Annotated in this window: 20 protein-coding genes, 1 other RNA gene and 1 pseudogene; 9 read left to right on the top strand and 13 right to left on the bottom strand. The window is 72.0% G+C overall.

Going from position 1 to position 18511, the window contains the following annotated elements; translation table 11 throughout:
- Positions 1 to 15: 15 nt before the first annotated feature.
- A complete protein-coding gene (locus tag ACFQUZ_RS07390) occupies positions 16 to 1923 on the bottom strand; it encodes an ABC transporter ATP-binding protein (RefSeq protein ID WP_377439256.1) in 1908 nt (635 codons plus the stop codon).
- Between the two features lie 72 nt (positions 1924 to 1995).
- Here ACFQUZ_RS07390 and ACFQUZ_RS07395 point away from each other — a divergent pair, with 72 nt between their 5' ends.
- The gene (locus ACFQUZ_RS07395; RefSeq protein ID WP_377439259.1) at positions 1996 to 2568 is read left to right on the top strand and encodes a TetR/AcrR family transcriptional regulator; all 573 of its coding nucleotides are present in this window, start codon (positions 1996 to 1998) and stop codon (positions 2566 to 2568) included.
- Between the two features lie 99 nt (positions 2569 to 2667).
- On the opposite strand, the gene ACFQUZ_RS07400 is transcribed toward ACFQUZ_RS07395, so the two are convergent.
- Positions 2668 to 3432 carry a sulfite exporter TauE/SafE family protein gene (locus ACFQUZ_RS07400; protein WP_377439262.1) on the bottom strand — a complete coding sequence of 255 codons (765 nt, stop codon included), beginning with the start codon at positions 3430 to 3432 and terminating at the stop codon, positions 2668 to 2670.
- Between the two features lie 99 nt (positions 3433 to 3531).
- Between ACFQUZ_RS07400 and ACFQUZ_RS07405 the strand changes: the two genes are divergently transcribed.
- Complete coding sequence (locus ACFQUZ_RS07405; protein ID WP_377439265.1) at positions 3532 to 4110, top strand: hypothetical protein; 579 nt, start codon at positions 3532 to 3534, stop codon at positions 4108 to 4110.
- 141 nt (positions 4111 to 4251) lie between these two features.
- On the opposite strand, the gene ACFQUZ_RS07410 is transcribed toward ACFQUZ_RS07405, so the two are convergent.
- Both ACFQUZ_RS07410 and ACFQUZ_RS07415 read right to left on the bottom strand, forming a co-directional pair.
- Complete coding sequence (locus ACFQUZ_RS07410; protein WP_377439267.1) at positions 4252 to 6192, bottom strand: PPC domain-containing protein; 1941 nt, start codon at positions 6190 to 6192, stop codon at positions 4252 to 4254.
- A gap of 157 nt (positions 6193 to 6349) precedes the next feature.
- The gene (locus ACFQUZ_RS07415; RefSeq protein WP_377439270.1) at positions 6350 to 6718 is read right to left on the bottom strand and encodes a response regulator transcription factor; all 369 of its coding nucleotides are present in this window, start codon (positions 6716 to 6718) and stop codon (positions 6350 to 6352) included.
- Between the two features lie 336 nt (positions 6719 to 7054).
- Between ACFQUZ_RS07415 and rnpB the strand changes: the two genes are divergently transcribed.
- Positions 7055 to 7469, top strand: an RNA gene (gene rnpB, locus ACFQUZ_RS07420) — RNase P RNA component class A.
- A 287-nt stretch (positions 7470 to 7756) separates the two neighbouring features.
- Here rnpB and ACFQUZ_RS07425 read toward each other — a convergent pair.
- From ACFQUZ_RS07425 to ACFQUZ_RS07455, 7 genes are all read right to left on the bottom strand, one after another.
- Positions 7757 to 8389 (bottom strand): GNAT family N-acetyltransferase, encoded by a 633-nt coding sequence (locus ACFQUZ_RS07425; RefSeq protein WP_377439273.1) that lies wholly within the window; start codon positions 8387 to 8389, stop codon positions 7757 to 7759.
- Positions 8386 to 9390: an asparaginase gene (locus tag ACFQUZ_RS07430; protein WP_377439276.1), complete on the bottom strand. Its 1005-nt coding sequence runs from the start codon at positions 9388 to 9390 to the stop codon at positions 8386 to 8388. Before ACFQUZ_RS07430 ends, ACFQUZ_RS07425 begins: the two co-directional genes overlap by 4 nt.
- 51 nt (positions 9391 to 9441) lie before the next feature.
- Positions 9442 to 9723 (bottom strand): DUF4190 domain-containing protein, encoded by a 282-nt coding sequence (locus tag ACFQUZ_RS07435; protein WP_377439279.1) that lies wholly within the window; start codon positions 9721 to 9723, stop codon positions 9442 to 9444.
- 232 nt (positions 9724 to 9955) lie between these two features.
- Positions 9956 to 10561 (bottom strand): DNA-binding response regulator, encoded by a 606-nt coding sequence (locus ACFQUZ_RS07440; protein ID WP_377439282.1) that lies wholly within the window; start codon positions 10559 to 10561, stop codon positions 9956 to 9958.
- The gene (locus tag ACFQUZ_RS07445) at positions 10558 to 11832 is read right to left on the bottom strand and encodes a sensor histidine kinase (protein WP_377439284.1); all 1275 of its coding nucleotides are present in this window, start codon (positions 11830 to 11832) and stop codon (positions 10558 to 10560) included. The genes ACFQUZ_RS07440 and ACFQUZ_RS07445 overlap by 4 nt, the downstream gene beginning before the upstream one ends.
- 71 nt (positions 11833 to 11903) lie before the next feature.
- Positions 11904 to 12110, bottom strand: coding sequence for a hypothetical protein (locus tag ACFQUZ_RS07450; RefSeq protein WP_377439287.1), 207 nt, complete (start codon positions 12108 to 12110; stop codon positions 11904 to 11906).
- Positions 12111 to 12171: 61 nt separating this feature from the next.
- On the bottom strand, positions 12172 to 12645 hold the full coding sequence (locus ACFQUZ_RS07455) for an NUDIX domain-containing protein (protein WP_377439290.1): 474 nt from the start codon (positions 12643 to 12645) through the stop codon (positions 12172 to 12174).
- 210 nt (positions 12646 to 12855) lie between these two features.
- Between ACFQUZ_RS07455 and ACFQUZ_RS07460 the strand changes: the two genes are divergently transcribed.
- The 6 genes and pseudogenes from ACFQUZ_RS07460 to ACFQUZ_RS07485 all read left to right on the top strand — a co-directional run bounded on the left by ACFQUZ_RS07460 (position 12856) and on the right by ACFQUZ_RS07485 (position 17201).
- Positions 12856 to 13059, top strand: a complete 204-nt coding sequence (locus tag ACFQUZ_RS07460) for a hypothetical protein (RefSeq protein WP_377439293.1) — start codon at positions 12856 to 12858, stop codon at positions 13057 to 13059.
- An 87-nt stretch (positions 13060 to 13146) separates the two neighbouring features.
- Positions 13147 to 13509 (top strand): annotated as a pseudogene (locus ACFQUZ_RS07465) (histone H1-like repetitive region-containing protein); the annotation flags it as partial.
- Between the two features lie 447 nt (positions 13510 to 13956).
- Positions 13957 to 14145 (top strand): hypothetical protein, encoded by a 189-nt coding sequence (locus tag ACFQUZ_RS07470; protein ID WP_377439462.1) that lies wholly within the window; start codon positions 13957 to 13959, stop codon positions 14143 to 14145.
- A 68-nt stretch (positions 14146 to 14213) separates the two neighbouring features.
- Positions 14214 to 15632: an RNB domain-containing ribonuclease gene (locus tag ACFQUZ_RS07475; RefSeq protein ID WP_377439296.1), complete on the top strand. Its 1419-nt coding sequence runs from the start codon at positions 14214 to 14216 to the stop codon at positions 15630 to 15632.
- A gap of 73 nt (positions 15633 to 15705) precedes the next feature.
- Entirely contained in the window at positions 15706 to 16404 is a 699-nt protein-coding gene (gene npdG, locus ACFQUZ_RS07480; RefSeq protein WP_377439297.1) for an NADPH-dependent F420 reductase, read from the top strand.
- Between the two features lie 23 nt (positions 16405 to 16427).
- Positions 16428 to 17201 (top strand): helical backbone metal receptor, encoded by a 774-nt coding sequence (locus ACFQUZ_RS07485; protein WP_377439300.1) that lies wholly within the window; start codon positions 16428 to 16430, stop codon positions 17199 to 17201.
- A gap of 11 nt (positions 17202 to 17212) precedes the next feature.
- Here the strand turns inward: ACFQUZ_RS07485 and ACFQUZ_RS07490 are convergent, their stop codons facing one another.
- Positions 17213 to 17926, bottom strand: coding sequence for a hypothetical protein (locus ACFQUZ_RS07490; RefSeq protein WP_377439302.1), 714 nt, complete (start codon positions 17924 to 17926; stop codon positions 17213 to 17215).
- Between the two features lie 5 nt (positions 17927 to 17931).
- On the bottom strand, positions 17932 to 18492 hold the full coding sequence (locus ACFQUZ_RS07495) for a pyridoxamine 5'-phosphate oxidase family protein (RefSeq protein ID WP_377439303.1): 561 nt from the start codon (positions 18490 to 18492) through the stop codon (positions 17932 to 17934).
- Between the last annotated feature and the right edge of the window lie 19 nt (positions 18493 to 18511).

Below are 18511 nucleotides of genomic sequence, written 5' to 3' on the forward strand. Positions count from 1 at the left end.
GGCCTCTTGTGGGCGCTACGCGTTGACAAGAGGCCCGTCCGTGCGCTCCGGGTGCGCGATCCGCAGCGCCTCGACGAGCTGGCGGTAGAGCGCGTCGGTGGCCACCAGCTCGGCGTGGGTGCCCCGGGCCCGCACCCGGCCGTCCTCCAACACCACGATCGTGTCGGCGTCCAGCACGGTGGAGAGCCGGTGGGCGATGGTCACCACGGCAGCCTCGGTGGCCCGGCGCCGGATCACCTCGTGCAGCGCCGCCTCGGTGAGCCCGTCCACCTGGGCGGTCGCCTCGTCGAGCAGCAGCACGTCCGGCGCGCACAGGATGGCCCGGGCCAGCGCGACCCGCTGGCGCTGGCCGCCGGAGACGGAGTGCGCCGACAACGAGGTGTCCAGGCCGTCCGGCAGCGCGTCCACCAGCTCGGTCAGGCCCACCGCGGCCAGCGCCGCCTGCACCTGCGCCTGGTCCGCGTCCGGCCGGCCGAACACCAGGTTGTCACCGATGGTGCCGGGCACCACCGGGGTCTCCTGCTCGACGTACGCCAGTCGCGCCCGGACCTCCGCGTGTGACCACGAGTGGTACGGCCGGTCGTCGAGCAGCAGCTCCCCGGCCTCCGGCTCCAGGAAGCGCAGGATCAGCGAGAACAGGGTCGTCTTGCCGGCGCCGGACGGCCCGACGATCGCCGTGTGCCCACGCCGGGGGAGGTCCAGCTCGATATCGCGTACGGCCGGCGGGGTGCCCGGCGCGTACCGGGCGGTGACGCCGCGCAGGCTCAGGATCGGCCCGTCGGCCGGTGCCGCGTCGCCGGTGGCCGGCCGGGTGTCGGTTGGTGCCGGGACCGGCCGGGTGTCGTCCCGCGCCGGGGTCGGCCGGGGGTCGGTCGCCGTCGGCGACCGCTGCTCGCTGGTGTCGACGCTCCCGGCGCTCGCCACGCCGACCCCGGTGGCCATCGCGTTGAGCCCGGTGGTAGTCGCATCGACCTCGGTGGCCATCGCGTTGACCTCGCGGATCCGGGCGGCGGCGGCCACCCCCGACTGGATGGCCGTCACGTTCTGGGTCAGCTCGGTGATCGGCCCCATCAGGTTGAACGCGTACAGCAGGAACGCGACGAGGGTGGAGACCTCGATCAGCCCTCGCCCGGCCCGCCACGCGCCGACGGCGAGGATCACGATGATGGCGAGTTGGATGCCGGTCCACGAGATGGTCCAGACGACGGCGGCCCGGCGCGCCGCGCGTACCCCGTGGGTGGCCGACTCGCGCGCGTCCGCCACGATCCGGTCGGCCTGGCGTGCCTCCGCGCGGCTGGCCTTGACGGTACGGATGGCCCGCACGGCGCCTTCCAGCGTGCCGCCGAGCCGGCCGACGGATTCCTGCGCCGCACGCTCGGCGGCGGCGATCGTCGGCAGCAGCACCGACATGACGGCGCCCAGCAGGGTCACGGCGCCGAGCGTGCACCCGAGCAGGACGGGGTCGAGGATCCCCATCAACACCAGGGTGGCCACCATGGCGAGGGAACTGTTGACCACGCCGACCACACTGGACGAGGCGCTGTGCAGGAGGCCGGCGTCCGAGGTGACCCGGGTGACCAGTTCGCCGGGCGGCCGGTGGGTCAGCGCGCCGATCGTCGCGGCGAAGAACCGGCGGACCATCGAGACGCGCGCGTCGAGGACGACCTGTTCCGCCACCGTACCCATGATGATCCACTGCCAGAGCGAGATGGCCGCGCCGACGACGACGAGCGCGAGCAGGACGGCGACCGGGCGGGCCAGGGAACCGCTCTCCCCGAGCGTGTCCAGCACCCACTTGGTGACCAGCGGGGTGGCCAGGCCGATCGCGTTGGCGACCAGGCCGAGGAGCAGACCCCGGACCAGCACCGTGCGGTGCGGGCGCAGGAACGAGGCGAGGACGGAGAACGTGGACGGGTCACCCATGCGTCGTAGTGGAACATCTGTGTTCCGTTCGGGTCAAGGACAATTCCATTACGGCGCTGCTAATCTCGGCGCGTGGTTCACACGCAGGAGCGCGGTCCCCGGGCGCGGACCCGGCAGGCCATCATCGACGCGGCCATCACCGTGCTCGGGCAGCAACCGGCCGCCTCGCTCGGCGATATCGCGGCGGCCGCCGACGTCGGCCGCACCACCCTGCACCGCTACTTCGCCGAACGGTCCGACCTGCTCGGCGCCGTCAAGGCCGAGGCCATCGCCCGGCTGACGCGGGCCACCGAACTCGCCCGCCTCGATGAGGGCACGGGGGCGGCGGCGCTGCTGCGGCTGAGCGCCGAGTACTTCGACTTGGGTGACCTGCTCTCGCTGCTGTTCGGCGAGGCACAGCCGATGAGCGAGGCGGACTGGGCGGAGGCGACCGGCTGCGACCGGGGCGTCGCCGCGGTCGTGGCGCGCGGTCACCGGGACGGCACCATCGACCCGGACCTGCCGGCCGACTGGGTGGAGAGCCTGCTCTGGTCCCAGCTGTACGCGGCGTGGAGCTACCTCGCCGTGAGCGGTGCCTCCCGGCACGCGGTGCTGCGGCTGCTCACCCGGTCGCTCGGCGGTGCCGTCACCCCGGGCGCGCAGTGAGCGGCCGGCTGGTGCTCGCGGTGGCCGGTAGGCGAGTCCGTCCGAGCGGCTGTCGCTCGCGTCGCTGACGGAAGGTTCGGTTCGCGAAGGAAGCCCGGCTCACGAGCGGAAGGCGCGGTAGAGCAGGAACCCGCCGATCACCGTGCCGAAGACGACGATCACCGTCTTCAGGACGATCGGTGGCAGCCGTCGGGCCAGCCGGGCGCCGGCGTAACCGCCCACCACCGTCGCCGGGGCCAGCACCGCGACCGCCACCCAGTTCACCGGTCCGAAGAGGGCGAACACCGCTACTGTGATCAGCCCCACCACCGCCGAGAGCAGGTTCTTCACCGCCGTCACCCGGGTCAGCGTCTCGTCCAGCACCAGGGCCAGGCCGGCCACCAGCATGACGCCCAGAGCGGCGCCGAAGTAGCCGCCGTACACCGAGCCGAGCGCGACCATCGTCTGGAGGGTGACCGCCCGGCGGCGCGGGCTCAGGTCCCGGGGATGGCCGACCAGCCGCCGCAACCGCGTCTGGAAGGCCAGCACCGCCGTCGCCCCGAGCACCAGGAACGGGACCACCAACTCGAAGGCGCGGGCCGGTGTGACCAGCAGCAGTGCGCAACCGGCCCCGGCGCCGAGCACGGTGGTGGGGATGAGCGGGAGCAGCCGGCGGCGCTCCGGCAGATCTTTCCGGCTGCCCACCACGCTGGACAGATAGCCGGGACAGACCGACACGGAGTTGGTCACATTCGCCGGCACCGGGGCGAACCCCACCCCGATCAGCGCCGGGAACGTGATCAGCGACCCGCCGCCGGCCACGGCGTTCACCGTTCCGGCGGCCAGTCCGGCGCCGACCAGCAGCGCCGCGTCCGAGAGATCCATGATTGTGCAGAGATTAGTACGCTGGCCGGTGGCTCACCTCCCGAGCCCACCAGGTGCCGGACCGGATCACGCCGAAGTATTGTCAGACGGGATGCCGAGATGCGCAATCGTCGGGTGGCGATGAGGGCCGTGCTCGCGGTCGCGCTGGCCGCCGCCACCGCTGGACTCTCCAGTTGCCTGGGCGGCGGGGGGAGAGCCACCGGCTGCACCCCGCCGACCGACGAGCCGGGACTGCTCGACGAGTACGCCCGGGATCCGGTGCTCGCCGTCCGGCCCGCGGGCGCCCGGATGCTTTCCCTGGAACACTCGGCGGCGTGTCACGTGAGCCCCGACTGGCCGGACGACCACACCATGAGCGCGGTCTACCTGCGGTTGTCGGTGCCGCACCGGTACGACCTGGATGCCCTGGCTGAGGCGTACCGACAGGTGGTGGTCGCCGAGGGCTGGCAACCGGCGCCGGACCCGGGAACCGGCGACGCGTTGCGCTACTGCAAGCGGATCCGCACGGTCACCAGTTACCTGCGGATCAGCGCCCCCGATGTCCGGCCGGAGGCCGGCGTGATGGGACCGGGAGGCTCGCCCGTCCCGCAGCCCACCCCAACGAGGAGCCGGGGTGGCGACATCTACGTCGCGATATCCGCCGCTCCCACCGAGACGGCCTGCCCGGTCGCCGGCTGACCGGTGTGCCGGCCTGCTCGGCCGCCGGCTGACCGGTGTGCCGGCTCGCTCGGCCGCCGGCCGGCTGGGCGGTCCGTCCTGGACGGCCGGCTGACGACCCGGGTGTCGACGGCGCTTGGCCGACGACACCCGGGTCACCGGTCAGCGGGTCAGCCCGAATACGGTGCGCCCGAGCGTGTCCTCGATGCCGGTGAAGCCTTCGTTCGGGTTGAGCACGTCCTCGCCGAAGTCGACGTCGGTGTCGTCGGCAGTGCCGCCAACACCGTCCGGCCCGACGGCGAACATGAGGGCGAAGTTGCCACCCTGGTCCATCAGGTTGGCCTGCTCGTTGAACTGGTCCACGTGCCAGTTGCCGAAGAAGTGGCCGGCCTCGTGCGAGACGATGTTGCCCACCGCCTGACCGACGAAGGCGACCCGGTCACTGGACTCGTTGACGTAGTGGTTCAACGACGCTTCCTCGTCGGCAGGATCGCTGAGCACGTCCAGCAGTACGAGTGCGGATTCCTCGGCGTCGAAGTTCCCCGGATCGATCGACTGCGCGATGCCGATTGTCGGAATCCCGGACTCGTCAATGGTGCCACCGACGATGACCCGGCTGACGTTGGGCTTGCCGAACGGGTCGGCGTGGTCCCGGCTGTTGCGGATCCGGAGGTCGAACCGCTTGTTCAGGCCGCTGGCGACGAGGTCCCGGCGCAGGTTCTCCTCGACCTCGGCGATGATCGCGTCGATCAGGGCGTCCTCGTCGTCGGCGGAGAGCCCCCACCGGCCGAGGAAGGCCCGCATCGGGCTGAGCGTCCGGACTCCCGGCCCTCCGAAGATCGCCGTGTTCAGGCGGGCTCCGTCGAAGTCGAGGAACAGCGTCTGCGAGGGCTTCTGCCCCTCAAGGCCCGGCCGGTACGCCTCGACGGTGATGTCGTAGTTCCCGTCGCCGTTGGTCACCCCGACGTAGTGCCAGCCGGCCTGGTCCGCCACATGCTCGGTTACCGCGTTGCCGCCACCGGGCAGCGGCGAGTTGGCGGAGTAGATCCCGGACGCGTCCTGTTCGGAGCCGTGCACCTCACGGCGGTCGGTGTCGTAGATCGTCACCCGGGTGGCGGAGCCCTTGACGGAGGCACCGAGCACGTCACCCGGCCGCAGTCGCACCGCGAAGAAGTCGGTGTCCTGATCGGCGAGCTGGATGGTGACGTCGTACGGTCCCTCGCTGGCCGCACCCGACCCGCTGCCCGAGTCGTAGAGATCCTCGGGCAATGAGTAGTACCCGGCGACGAGCGCGTGGTAGGTGCCGTCCTCGGCGAACGTGTGCAGCAGGTGGCTGTCGGTGCCGCCCCCGGAGTCGTCGTTGAAGGCCACCACGCCGCCGGCCTCGTCCAGCAGGAGCACCAACGGGTCAAGCGTGCCGGGCGGAGTCTTGATGTCGATGGTCACGGTCTCGCCGGCGGTGCCGGTCAACTGGTAGAAGTCGAAGTCTCCCGAGCCGCTGCCGGCACTGCCGTGCGGACCGTCACCGATGGCGGCGGAGGTGCGGTAGCCGTCCCGGGTGGTGCCGATACCGGTCTCGCTGGCCAGTGGGATCGAGCCGTCGTCCTCGGGATTCGGCGCGACGGTGTCCACGACGACCTGCTCGGGGGACAGTTCGCCGAGAACCCGCAGCCGGGACGTCCGGTCGGCGGCGGTGCCGAACGCGGCCACCCGCTGAGCCGTGGCCGGTGTGTCGTTGCCGCCCCGGATGCCGGCCGGTTCCTCCTCGTCGACCAGCAGCGGCGCGGGCGCCGCCGCGGTCACCCGCTGCCGGGCCTTGAGATCGGCGCGCTGCTCACCCTTTGCCGCGAGCCAGTGGCGCCAGGCGACGTGGTCTGCCTTCGTCGGATCCGGGAGCAGCGCGAGCAGGGGATTGGCACCCGCTGGAGTGCCCTTCGCGGTCGGCTTGGTGATGGTCGGTAGCGCCGCCGGGCCGGCGGACCGGCTCGGTCCGGCGGTCGGCCCACTCGGGCCGGCCGGATCGGGTTGTGCCATCGCGGTGTTCGTTGTCATCAGCGTGATCGCCAGTGTCCCGACGGTGACCAGCGTGATCCTTCGACGCATCCGGTCCCTCCCCGTGAGCCGTCGGCCGGCGGGCATATCGCACCGGCCCCGGACAGCGACGCTACCGAGCATCAACCATGAACGATAGAAAGCGGGGAATTGATAAATTCAGGGGTCAACTTCGTGGCATAGGTGTCCCTGACCGTGGCGAGCCGGTTCAGGGTTCGATGAGACCGGCCCGGATGGCGTACCGGGTCAGCTCCAGCCGGCCCCGCAACCCGAGCTTCTGCAGCAGGTTCGCACGGTGCCGCTCGACCGTTTCCACACTGATGTACAACATCTCGCCGATCTGCCGGGAGGAGACCCCTCGGCCACCAACTTCAGGATCGCCTCCTCGCGATCCGTGATCGGCTTGGTGGCCTGGTCCTGACCCGGGTGCTCCAGGTAGGTCCGGATCAGGACGGTGACGGCGCCCGGGTAGAGGAACGGCTCCCCCGCATGGCGGACCGGCACGCCTCCACCAGGTCGCGGTCGGCGACCGACTTGAGGACGTATCCCGAGGCACCCGCCCGAAGCGAAGCCGCATCCCAGCGGGGCCGCAGGCCGATGTCGGGGTGTCGGGCGGCCTACCGTGCAAACGACGGGTCAGACCCCGGTCAGCAGGTCGGTGAGCGCCGTCACCGCGTCCCGGTCACCGACCGCCAGCGCCGTGTCCCCGCCGCGCATGGGGCCTGCCTCGACCCGGGCCTCTGGCCCCGACCCGACCCGACCCGGGCTTGGCGCGGCCCGCCTGTCGCGGCCTCCCTCGCGCCTTAGATCTTGGACAGCTTCCGTCGTATCTCGACGGAAGCTGTCCAAGATCTAAGGGTGTGGCCCGGCAATACGCCGGCCCGCACCGTCGTTACGATGATGGAGCGACGGACGAGTCGACCGGGCGGTCGCGTCGGCGGGCCACAAGCCCGCCGCCGAGGAACGTCCGGACTCCACAGGGCAGGGTGGTTGTTAACGGCAACCCGGGGCGACCCGCGGGACAGTGCCACAGAAAACAGACCGCCGGGCCGAAAGGTGCCGGTAAGGGTGAAACGGTGGGGTAAGAGCCCACCAGCATCCCGGGTGACCGGGATGGCTTGGTAAACCCCACCCGGAGCAAGGCCAAGAGACGGTCGTCAGCTAAAGATGACGGCCCGCGCAGGCGTTCGAGGGCGGCCCGCCCGATGCCTGCGGGTAGGCCGCTGGAGCCTGCCGGCGACGGCAGGCCGAGATGGATGACCGCCATCGGCGTACGTCGGCAACGACGCGCGCTGGGACAGAATCCGGCGTACAGGTCGACTCGTCCGTCGCCCTCCAGCTCAGACCCGTGATCATGGTTCTGAGCTGGTTCTATGTTCTGCCGTCGATGGTCGTTGTTGGTCAACTTCGGCCGTCGTTTGACGCCCTGACGCCATGGCGACGCCCTGAGTACCGGATCAGTTGACTCGTCCCGGGTCGGTCTCGCTGTGCCGTCGTGGGGCTTCTCCGGCCTGCCGCTCGGTCGTTCCGGAGTCGGGGCCGGCGGCTGCGGGGAGGGCCGTTCACGTCCTGGCGGTGGAATTGGCGGAACGCCGACCCGGAACGCCCGCCAGCCTCAGTCGATGACCGGTGACGGATCGGTGCGCAGCCGGCTGTAGAGGTGACCGTCGCGCCACTGGCCGGCCCGGAACTCGCAGGCCCGGAGCACGCCTTCCAGGTGGAAGCCCGCCTTCTCCAGGGACCTCTGTTCGGCGGTGTTCTCCGCCTGGGTGCCGGCCGCGATCCGGTGCGCCGGGGTGTGGCTGAAGAGGTAGTCGCAGAGCATCGCCTGGGCCCGCCAGCCGATGCCCCGCCCGCGCCATTCGGGCAACAGCACGATGCCGATCTCCCAGTGCTTGGCCACTCCGCCGTACAGCACCGGTTGCCAACTCACCAGCCCCGCCGCCGCCCCGTCCGCCGGGCCGCCCGGCTCCGCCGATCCACCATCCGGCTCCGCCGATCCACCATCCGGTTCCGTCGCCTCGGCCGTCGCTGTGCCCGCTGATCCGGTTGTCGGGTCGACCTCGACGATGAGCCGTCCGTCCTCCTCGCCGAGAAACCCGTCCTTGGCGAATCGCCGGGTGACGGACTGCGCGTCCTGGAATCCGCGCCAGTCCGGGCCCAGCAGGAAGGGCTCGGTGAGGAAGCGTTGGAGCATCGGCAGGTCGTCCACGGTCACCGGCCGGAGCCGGAGGTTCAGTTCGCTCATTCCGTACCTCCGAACGAAGGGCCGCCGACGGCGGCGAAGGTGTCCGCGACGGCCGCCGTGTCCGCGCCGCCGGCCAGCAGCAGCCGGAGCAGCACCCGTGCCTTGTACGGGTCCAGGAAGCCGGCCGCGATCAGTCCGCGTTTCCGCAGGTCCGTCTCGGACCCGGGGAATCCGTAGGTGTGCCTGAACACCGATCCGGCTCCGGTCCGCGAGGCGAGCACCACCGGCATCCGGCGGGCCAGTTGGCCCAGCGGTTCGGCCAGTGCGGCGGGCGCGTGGCCCACGCCGAAGCCGGCCACCACCAGGCCGGCGTACCGGGCGGCGATCCCGGTGAGCAGTCCGCCGTCGTCGTCGAGGGTGAGCGTGACGAGCGCGACGCGGACGTCGGCGGTGCTGGCCGGGCGTGGCACGCACGTCCGGCCCGATGGCCGGGCCAGCAGCATCGGTACGCCTTCGACGAGGTGACCCAGTGGACCGGTGTCGGGCGACGTGAAGGCCGCCGGGCTGGCGCTGTGTGTCTTGCGGACCCGCTGGGCGGCGTGCACCTGGTCGTTGAGCACCACCAGGCAGCCGAGCCCGGCGAACTGCGGGTCGCCGGCCACCTGGGCGGCGGCGAGCAGATTGGCGGGGCCGTCCGCCCCGGGCAACGTGGGGTTGCGCATCGCACCGGTAACTACCATTGGCGGCTCGTGCGGCCACACGAGGTCGATTCCGAACGCGGTTTCCTCGATCGTGTCGGTGCCTTGCACCACGATGATGCCGGTGGCGCCCTCGGCGACCGCGTCCTCGGCGGCGGCCACGAGGGCCAGGATGTCGTCGAAGGTGAGGCAGGCGCTGGGCATGGCGCGGAAGTCGTGGGCCCGGATCGTGGCGTCCAGGCCGGCGAGTTGGGGGACGGCCGCGAGTAGGGCGTCTCCGCCGAGTCGCTGCACCACGCCGTCCCGGTGGCCGGCCATGCCGATCGTCCCGCCGAGGAAGAACACCGCCAGGCTCGCCGTCACACCCCTCACCCTAACGACTGAAGATCGTCAGGGTGAGGGGTGGTGGCCCGGTCAGCCGGCCGTTGTGGGGGCGTTCGCGGCCAGGACGAAGACGAACACCATCCACGCGATGCCCAGGGCGGTGAAGACGTAGCCGAGGATCAGCCCGGCCTTGGCCAGGCCGGCGCCGTCCTGGCCGGTACGCGCGATCTGGTTCTTGGCGATGTGACCGAAGACGATCCCCAGCGGGGAGAAGACGAAGGCGAAGACCAGCGACAGGATCGCCATCGTGTTGGTTCCACTGACCTGGCCGGCGTGGGTGGTCTGTGGTTGCTTACTGTCCTCATAGGACATCGCGGTCATGGTTCTGCCCCGTTCTTTCGATGGTTGAGGTGTGCTGCCGGACCGGTGCTCGGCCGCGCGCATCGCCTGGTTACCCGGGAGGGCGGCCCCAGATGATCACCAGTGCGGCTTTGTGACGATCCGCAAGATCTCCCAATTACCCGCAACCAACCAAGATCCCCGCGCTCCGCCCGCAATCGGCCACGGAACGGCTTCAGGCGGCACGAAGCCCGGCGGCGACGGGTTACAGCCAGCCGTGTTCCCGGGCTACCCGCACCGCCTCGGTCCGGCTGGCCACACCGAGCTTCTGCACCGCCGTCGCGAGATAGTTGCGCACCGTACCGCTGGACAGGTGCACCCGGCGGGCGATCACCGCGACCGGGGTGCCGTACTCGGCGAGCCGTAACGTCTCCAGCTCCCGCGGGGTGAGCGGACACGGCGGAATGGTCAGCGCGTCCGCGGCCAGCGCCGGGTCGACGTACCGGCCGCCGGCGTGTACCCGCCGGATAACGTCCGCGAGGGTGCCACCCGGGGAACCCTTCGGCACGAAACCGCGGGCCCCCGCGGCCAGCGCCTGCGGCAGGTGCGCCGGCCGGCCGTGGCCGGTCAGGATGACCACCGCACAGGACGGCAACGCCCGGACCAGGTCGGCGGTCACCTCGAAGCCGGTGCGGCGCGGCATCTCCAGGTCGACCACCGCCACGTCCGGGCGGTGGTCCAGCGCGGCCCGCACGGCGGCGTCACCGTCGGCCGCCTGCGCCACCACATCGAGGTCCGGCTCCAGGTCCAGCAGGGTCGCGAGCGCGACCCGGATCAACTCCTCGTCGTCGGCGAGCAGGACCCGGATCACGGCGTGCCGGGCACCGTCGCCACGAGGGTGAACACGCCCTCGTCGGTGCTGGTCCGCAGGCTGCCACCGGTCGCTGACAGCCGGTCGGCGAGCCCGGCCAGGCCGTGGCTGTGCCGGTCCGGCGCGCGGCCGGTGGCGCCGTCGTTGGTCACGGTCATCGTCGCCATGCCGTCATTCTCGCTAACCTCGATCCGGCACCAGCCGGCCCGGCTGTGCCGCAGCACGTTGGTGCTCGCCTCGCGCAGCACCGTCGCGAGCTGGGTCGCCACCTCCGCTGGCAACTCACCCGTCGGGGGGACCACCGTGCACCGTACCCCGGACGAGCGCAACAGCCGCCCCACGACTTCCAGCTGGTCGGTCAGGTCGACGGCCCGGTAGCCGTGCACGGCCCGCCGCACGTCGGCGAGCGCGCCGGCCGCCAGCCGCTGCGCCTCGGTGGCCTCGCGGGCGGCGCGGGCGGCGTCCACCGGCGCCAGCCGGGCCGCGAGTTCCGCCTTCAGCGCGATCACCGTGAGGTCGTGTCCGAGCAGATCGTGCACGTCCCGGGCGAACCGCAACCGTTCCTCGGCGGCGGCCAACCGGCCCCGCGCGTCCTGCCCCTGCCAGGCCCGCACCAGCAGGTCCCAGAACCAGACCTGCAACCAGTTCACCGCCGCGATGCCGGCGCCCACCCCACCGGTGACTGTCAGGTAATGGCCCGGGTCGCCGCTGGTCCAGCGGGCGAGCGCCAGGGCGACCGCCACGGTCACCGCCATCGTGGGCAGCGCCACCCGGAGCGGGCCGAGCAGCGGCGCCGTGCCGACGATCGACGCGCCAACCCAGGCCCAGGTGGGCCAGGCTCCGTCCCCGACGGGCGCGAGCAGCGGGACGCTGAGGACCGCCGCGACCGCGAAGCCGAGCTGGCACCACAGCCGGGCCCGGTCGGCCAGCCAGGGCGTCACCGCCGCGTACAGGGCCGCCGCCTGGGCGGTGACGAACGCGACGAGGCCCGCCGCGCCGAGCGCGACCCACCGTCCGTCGGTTTCCCGGGCCAGCCCCATGCCGGGTAGCAGCACGCTGGCCCACACCCCGGATGCCAGCACGGCCAGCGTCGCCACCCGGGCCCGTCGCAGCCTGCGGTCCACCGCGGTCACCGCCGGATCCATCACGTCCCGGATGGTACGGACGTCCGGCGCACCCGCGGCCCGGGCGTTGTGCACGCTCCGGCCGGGCGTCGTGCCCGGTCCGGCCGGGCGTCGTTGGGCACGCTCCGGCCGGGCGTCGTTGGGCACGGTCCCCGGCTCGCGTACCTCTCATTGCCCATCGCGGCGCCGGCGTCGGATGGCTCGCCGCGCGGGCGCCGTTACTGCGTCATGCCCATCGGGTCGGTCCGGACGAACCGCATCGTCCACCCACCCGCGTCCGGACCAACCCGTTCGTACAAGTGGTCGCCGGGTACGTCGTGACCGCGCACCACCCAACGCGCCGGTGGCCGGCCGTCCGGGTCTGCCGGAAGGTCCCGGGGGCCGCCGGCCGGCCCGCCGGTGAACTGAACGCTGACAGTGCTCATCGCCACTCCTCGGTGCCGGTATCCGGCATGGTAGGGCCTGCGTCAACGGCCCGGGGCCGGCTCAGGCCGGGGGGACGAACCAGGTTTCCGGTACGTCGGCCCGGGCCCGCTCGATGGTCAGGGTGGCGTGCTCGTCCAGCGGTGGCAGGTCGTCCGGCGAGAACCACCGGACCTCGGTCGACTCGTCGTCGTTGACCCGCGCCTCGCCCCTCACCGGGCGGCACCGGAAGCCGATGTTGAGGTACTGGCACCGGTCACCGTTGGGGTAGACGTGTGGATGGGCCCAGACGCTTGTGATTCGCTCCGGGGTGACGATGACGCCGGTCTCCTCCTCGACCTCGCGGACCACGGCCGCCGCGGGTTGCTCGTCCGGCTCCACGAAGCCGCTGATCACCGACCATCGGCCGTCGTCGGACCGCTTGCCGAGCAGCACCGCACCGGCGTCGTTCAGCACGACGGCGCTGACGCTCGGTAGCCAGAGCAGGTCCGTCCCGACCTGCTTGCGCAGCCACCTGATGTATTCCGGAATCGCCACCCGGTGACCGTACCTGGCGAAATCGGTGGTCGCCCGCCAGCGGCGGTCGGGTCCACGCCGAAATCCCTTTGTACGCACGGAATTCGACGTCGGAGGATCCATTTGCGGATTCCTGACCTGCGAAAATGAGGCCGGGTCTATTGTGGAGAACATCGCGTTTTTTGTGCGAATCGGTGGCGCGCGGGCGCCGTACGGTGCACAGTGATTGCCATGAGCGACAGCGGACGTGGTGCGCGGTACTTCTGGTGCACGCGCCACCACCGGGTCGAAACCGACGCCGACGTGTGTCCCGCCAGGTACGTCCTGGGCCCATACACCAGTTCCTCGGACGCGGAGAACGCGTTGGAGCAGGTGCGGGACCGGAACGAGGCGTGGGACGCGGAGGACGCCCGCTGGGCCGGGGAGGAGAGATAGGTCGACGCGGCAAGGGTCCGCGTCGAAGAGACTCCGGCGCCTCGACGGGGAGGCACCGGGGGAGCACGTTCCCGAGGAGGAACTCAGATGGCCGAAGCAGCACGGGCCACCACCCGGCCGGCGACGAAGCGCGCCGCCACCAGAAAGTCCACGGGCGCCACCAAGGCCACCACCGGCCGCGGCTCGGCGGCCAAGAAGACGGCGGCCAAGAAGACCGCCGCCAGGAAGACGGCGGCGAAGAAGGCCCCAGCCAAGAGGACGGCCGCGAAGAAGTCGACCGCGGCGAAGCGGACCACGGCGGCCAGGAAGACCACGGCCAAGAAGACCACGGCCAAGAAGACCACGGCAAGGAAGACCACGGCGGCGAAGAAGTCGACCGCGAAGAAGGCTCCCGCTAAGCGGACCACGGCGGCGAAGAAGTCCGCCGCGGCGAAGAAGACCACGGCCCGCAAGGCGACGGGTGCCAAGAAGACGGCCGCCGCCCGGAAGACCACGGGAGCCAGGAAGACCACCACCGCCAAGCGGACCGGGGCCAAGAAGGCCCCCGCAGCGAAGCGGACCACGGCCCGCAAGGCCACGTCCGCGGCCAAGCGGACCGGCGCCGCGGCCAGGAAGACCGCCGCCAGGAAGACCACGGCGGCCAGGAAGTCGACCACTACCAAGCGGACGTCAGCGGCGGCCAAGAAGTCGACGGCGGCCAAGAAGTCGACGGCGGCCAAGAAGTCGACGGCGGCCAGGAAGTCGACGGCGGCCAGGAAGTCGACGGCGGCCAGGAAGTCGACGGCGGCCAAGCGGACCGGGGCCAAGAGGACGACGGCGGCGCGAAAGAGCACCGCCAAGAAGGCACCGGCGAAGAAGGCCACCACCGCCCGCAACGCGGGATCTACTCGGCCGAGCATGCGCAAGGCCACCACCGGCAAGAAGGCGCCGGCCAAGCGGGCGAGCGGCGCCGTCACCGCCGCCCGCCGAAGCGGCACCGGCATGGCCACCAAACGGGTGGGCACCCGGACCGCGACCAGCCGTGGCGCGGCGACCAGGAAGATGGCCGCCCGCCGGGCGCCGGCTCGGCGGACCATGCGGGGTTGACCGCACCGCTGCGGGGACTCCCCGGTACGTACGACGCGGAATGGTGCCCGCGCTGGTAGGAATGGCCCGTGGTGATCCGACGGGTAGTGGCACCCCGCATCGATTTCGGTGCGCTGCGTCGCGAGCTGGAACTGCCCACGCGGTTCCCGCTCGCGGCGCAGCGCGAGGCCGACGAGGTGGCGGCTCGTCCGCCACGGCCGGACACCGACCGCACCGAGATCTCCTTTGTCACAATCGATCCCGCCACCTCCACCGATCTTGACCAGGCGATGTTCCTGGCGAGGCGGACCGGAGGTGGCTACCGGGTGCGGTACGCCATCGCCGACGTGGCGGCTCACGTACCGCCCGACGGGCCGTTGGCGGCGGAAACCTGGCGGCGTGGGCAGACGATCTACCTGCCCGATGGCAAGATCCCACTGCATCCCGAGACGCTCAGCGAGGGTTCCGCCAGTCTGCTGCCAGACGTCGACCGTGCCGCGGTGGTCTGGACCATCGACCTGGCCAGCGACGGTGCCGTGGTCGCCGTCGACCTGGAACGGGCCCTGGTACGCAGCCGGGCCAAACTCGACTACGTCGGGGCGCAGGCCGCCGCGGACGCCGGGCGGCTCCCCGAACCGATCGCGTTGCTTCCCGAACTCGGCAAGCTGCTGCTCGACCGCGGTCTCGACCGAGGGGCGGTCAACCTGCCGCTGCCCGAGCAGGACGTCGAGCCGGACGGGGACGGATGGCGCCTGGTGCTCCGCGCGCCCGTGCCGATGGAGGACTACAACGCCCAGATCTCGCTGCTCACCGGCATGGCGGCCGGCGACATCATGCTCGCGGGGCGGATCGGGCTGCTGCGGACGATGCCGGATCCCGATCCGGCGGCGGTGCGGCGGCTGCGGGTCGCCGCTGGCGGGCTGGGCATCGACTGGCCGGCCGAACTGTCGGTCGGCCGCCTGTTGGCCACCATCGACCCCGCCCAACCGAGAGCCGCCGCGCTTCTCGACCAGGCCGCGGAGCTGATGCGCGGGGCCGGTTACACCGCGTTCGACGGCGACCAGCCGAGCATCGCCCGGCACGGTGGCGTCGCGGCTACGTACGCCCATGTCACCGCCCCGCTCCGGCGGCTCGCGGACCGCTACGCCACCGAGGTCTGCCTCGCCCTGCACGCCGGCGGGGAGGTGCCCGAGCATGTCCGATCGGCGCTGCCCCGGCTGCCCGCGGTGATGGCCGGAACCGACCGGGTCGCCTCGGCCGCCGGGCGGGGCGCCATCGAGCTGGCCGAGGCTGTGCTGCTGCGCGAGCGGGTGGGTGACACCTTCGAAGCCGCCGTGCTCGACGTGACCGGCGGCACCGGTGACCGGCCGCCCGGCGGCACCGTGGCGCTCGACGAACCGCCGGTGCGCGCCCGGTGCACCGGCGAGCTGCCGCTCGGTGAGCGGGTCACCGTGCGGCTGGTCACCGCCGATCCGGACAAGCGCCGGGTGCGCTTCGCCAAGGCATGACGGTCATCGACCGCGGTCATGCTTCCGCGTCCCGAGCGGTCGGCCGGGCCCGGGGTTTGCGAGGATGGCGGGCATGGCATACGACGCGAGCACGCTTCCGGACGTCTCCGGGCTGACCGTGGGCATCATCGGAGGCACCGGTGACCAGGGGCGAGGGCTGGCGTACCGGTTCGCCCGGGCGGGGCAGCAGGTGCTTATCGGATCCCGGTCGGCCGAACGCGCCGAGCAGTCGGCGCGCGACATCGCCGCGCTGCCCGGCGTGGCCGCCGGCGCGGAGGTGACAGGCGCCGACAACGTGGAGACGGCCCGGCGCTCCGATGTGGTGATCATCGCGGTTCCGTGGGACGGTCACGCCGACACCGTGGCGGCGTTGCGCGAACCGCTCGCCGGCAAGCTTGTGGTGGACTGCGTCAACCCGCTCGGCTTCGACAAGCAGGGGCCGTACCCGCTGCGGGTCCCGGAGGGCAGCGCCGTGCAGCAGGCCGCCGCGCTGCTGCCCGAGTCGCGGATCTGCGCGGCGTTCAACCACGTCAGCGCGCCGCTGCTGGCCGATCCGGAGCTGGACCGGATCGACCTGGACGTGCTGATCTGCACCGAGGATCGGGAGGCCGCCGGGATCGTCGCGGCCCTGGCTGAGCGGATCCCCGGTATGCGGGGGATCTACGCTGGCCGGCTGCGCAACGCCCACCAGGTGGAGGCGTTCACGGCCAATCTGATCGCGATCAACAAGCGGTACAAGGCGCACGCCGGGATCCGGGTGACCGACCTCTGAGGGACGATCTGGGCACGGAGGTGGTGCTCGCCGGGCCGCCGCGGCGAGTGGTGTCACTGGTGCCGTCACTCACCGAGGCGGTCGCCGCCACCACTGCGGAACTGCTGGTCGGCGTGACCGACTACTGCACCCATCCGGCCGACCTGGCGGTGCCGCGGGTGGGCGGCACGAAGTACCCGGACCTGGGACGAGTGCTCGCCGCCGTACCGGATCTGGTGCTGGCCAACGCGGAGGAGAACCGGCGCGAGGACGTCGCGGCACTCCGTGCCGCCGGGGTGCCGGTCTGGGTGACGTTCCCGCGCACGCTCGACGACGCGCTGGTGTCGTTGGCCCGGATGCTGGACCGGCTGGGGGTGACCGAGCCGCCGTGGCTGGCCGCCGCCCGTACCGCGTGGGCTGGGTTGCCGGCGGCCTCGGGATCGTCGGGCTGCGCGTCGCCTGGCGTGCGGCGGGCGGTCGTCCCGGTGTGGCGGCGGCCGTGGGTGGTGCTCGGCTCGGCGACGTTCGCCGGCGACCTGCTGACCCGGCTCGGCGTGCGCAACTGCTACGCCGACGCCGCCGAGCGGTATCCCCGGCCGCCGCTGGCCGAACTGGCGGCCCGCCGGCCCGACCTGGTGGTGCTGCCCGACGAGCCGTACCTCTTCACCGCCGAGGACGGCCCGGAGGCGTTCCCCGGCATCCCGTGCGCGCTGGTCTCCGGCCGGCACCTCACCTGGTACGGCCCGTCGCTCGCCGAGGCGCCGGCCCTGCTCGCCGCCCAACTGGCCACCACCGTCATCGCGCCGTCTGGCGGCTGAGCCGGACCCGGTCAGCGGTCTGGCAGCACGGGCGGCGTGATGGCCAACCGTCGGTCGACGGTTGCCACCAACGGCTCGGTCAGGCCGGGTACGACGTCTCCCGCCCACCGTTCGAGCCCCGCGAGGAAGCCGGTCAGATCCTGGTGTACGCCACGGAGCAACGCGGGGAGGGTCTCGCGGCGGATATCGATGTGCTGGTCGGTCGGGCCGGGCACCTCGCCCGGACGGAGCTGGTCCTTGTCCCGCCAGAGCCGGAACACCGCGTCTCGCCGTTCGAGCAGGACGTCCGGACTGTGGCCGAGGTAGATGTCGGCGCCGTCGAGGACCGTCGACCAGTCACGCCACTCGTCAAGGCCGACGCAGCAGCCCGGCTCGACGACGACATCTCCCGCCGACACGCGGAGGCCGCCGCTCGGGTAAGGCCCCTCGGAGCTGGTCAGGAAGCCCTCGATCACCTCGGTCGCGCTGGTGGCGGCGGTCGGGCCGGTGGTGTGGGTCGGGGCGGTGGCCTCGGCGCTGCCGGCAGACTGGTCGGCGTCGGCGTCGGCGTCGGCGTCGGCGTCGGCGTCGGCGTCGTGACCGACCAGTGCCCACACCACGGCTCCGATCTGTGCCGATGTCAGCCGGCGGGACACCGGCAGGTAGAACTCGGGCTGTTCCACAGCCCAGAACGGGCAGTCCTCGGCCCATCGCGCGACGACCGGAGTCATGGTGATCGCTGTCATCGCGGTCATGAAGTCTCGGGCTGGTCGCCCGGCAGCACCGCGCCGGTAGGTGGGCCATCGCGTCGCCAGAACTGGCGCGGGGCGTAGCCCTCGCGGCGCAGCCAGTGCTCGGTGTAGACGATCCGGTCGGCCTCGACAACGACGAGCGGACCAGATGGCGGTTCGTCCAATGGACGGGACCGTTCGACATGATCCGACTGCCAGCGGACAGCGGGCCAGTAGCGGCCGAACGAGGGCTCACCCGGCAGCAGCACCCGCGCCCGACCGAAGATCTGCGCGCCTCGACTGCTCGCCTGGCCGACCAGCGGAGCGAACACACCGATCGAGACGCGCGGGTCGGCCGCGATGTTGCGCATCTTCGGTGACTCGGCGGCTGCGGTGAACAGGACGGCGAAGTCGAGGTGGAAGTAGCGCACCGGGGTTGCCAGCGGACCGTCCGGACCGGTGGTGGCCAGAACGCACATGTTCTGCGACGACAGGAGGTTGAGGATCCGCTCGGTCAACCGGGCGCGATCGAGCCGCTCGCGTGGCGCGGGACCGGCCAGCCATGGGTTGGTCACGGGCATGATCCAGTGTCGCATCGGC

The organism is Plantactinospora sp. GCM10030261 (assembly GCF_042666615.1).
Classification (GTDB): Bacteria; Actinomycetota; Actinomycetes; order Mycobacteriales; family Micromonosporaceae; genus KBS50.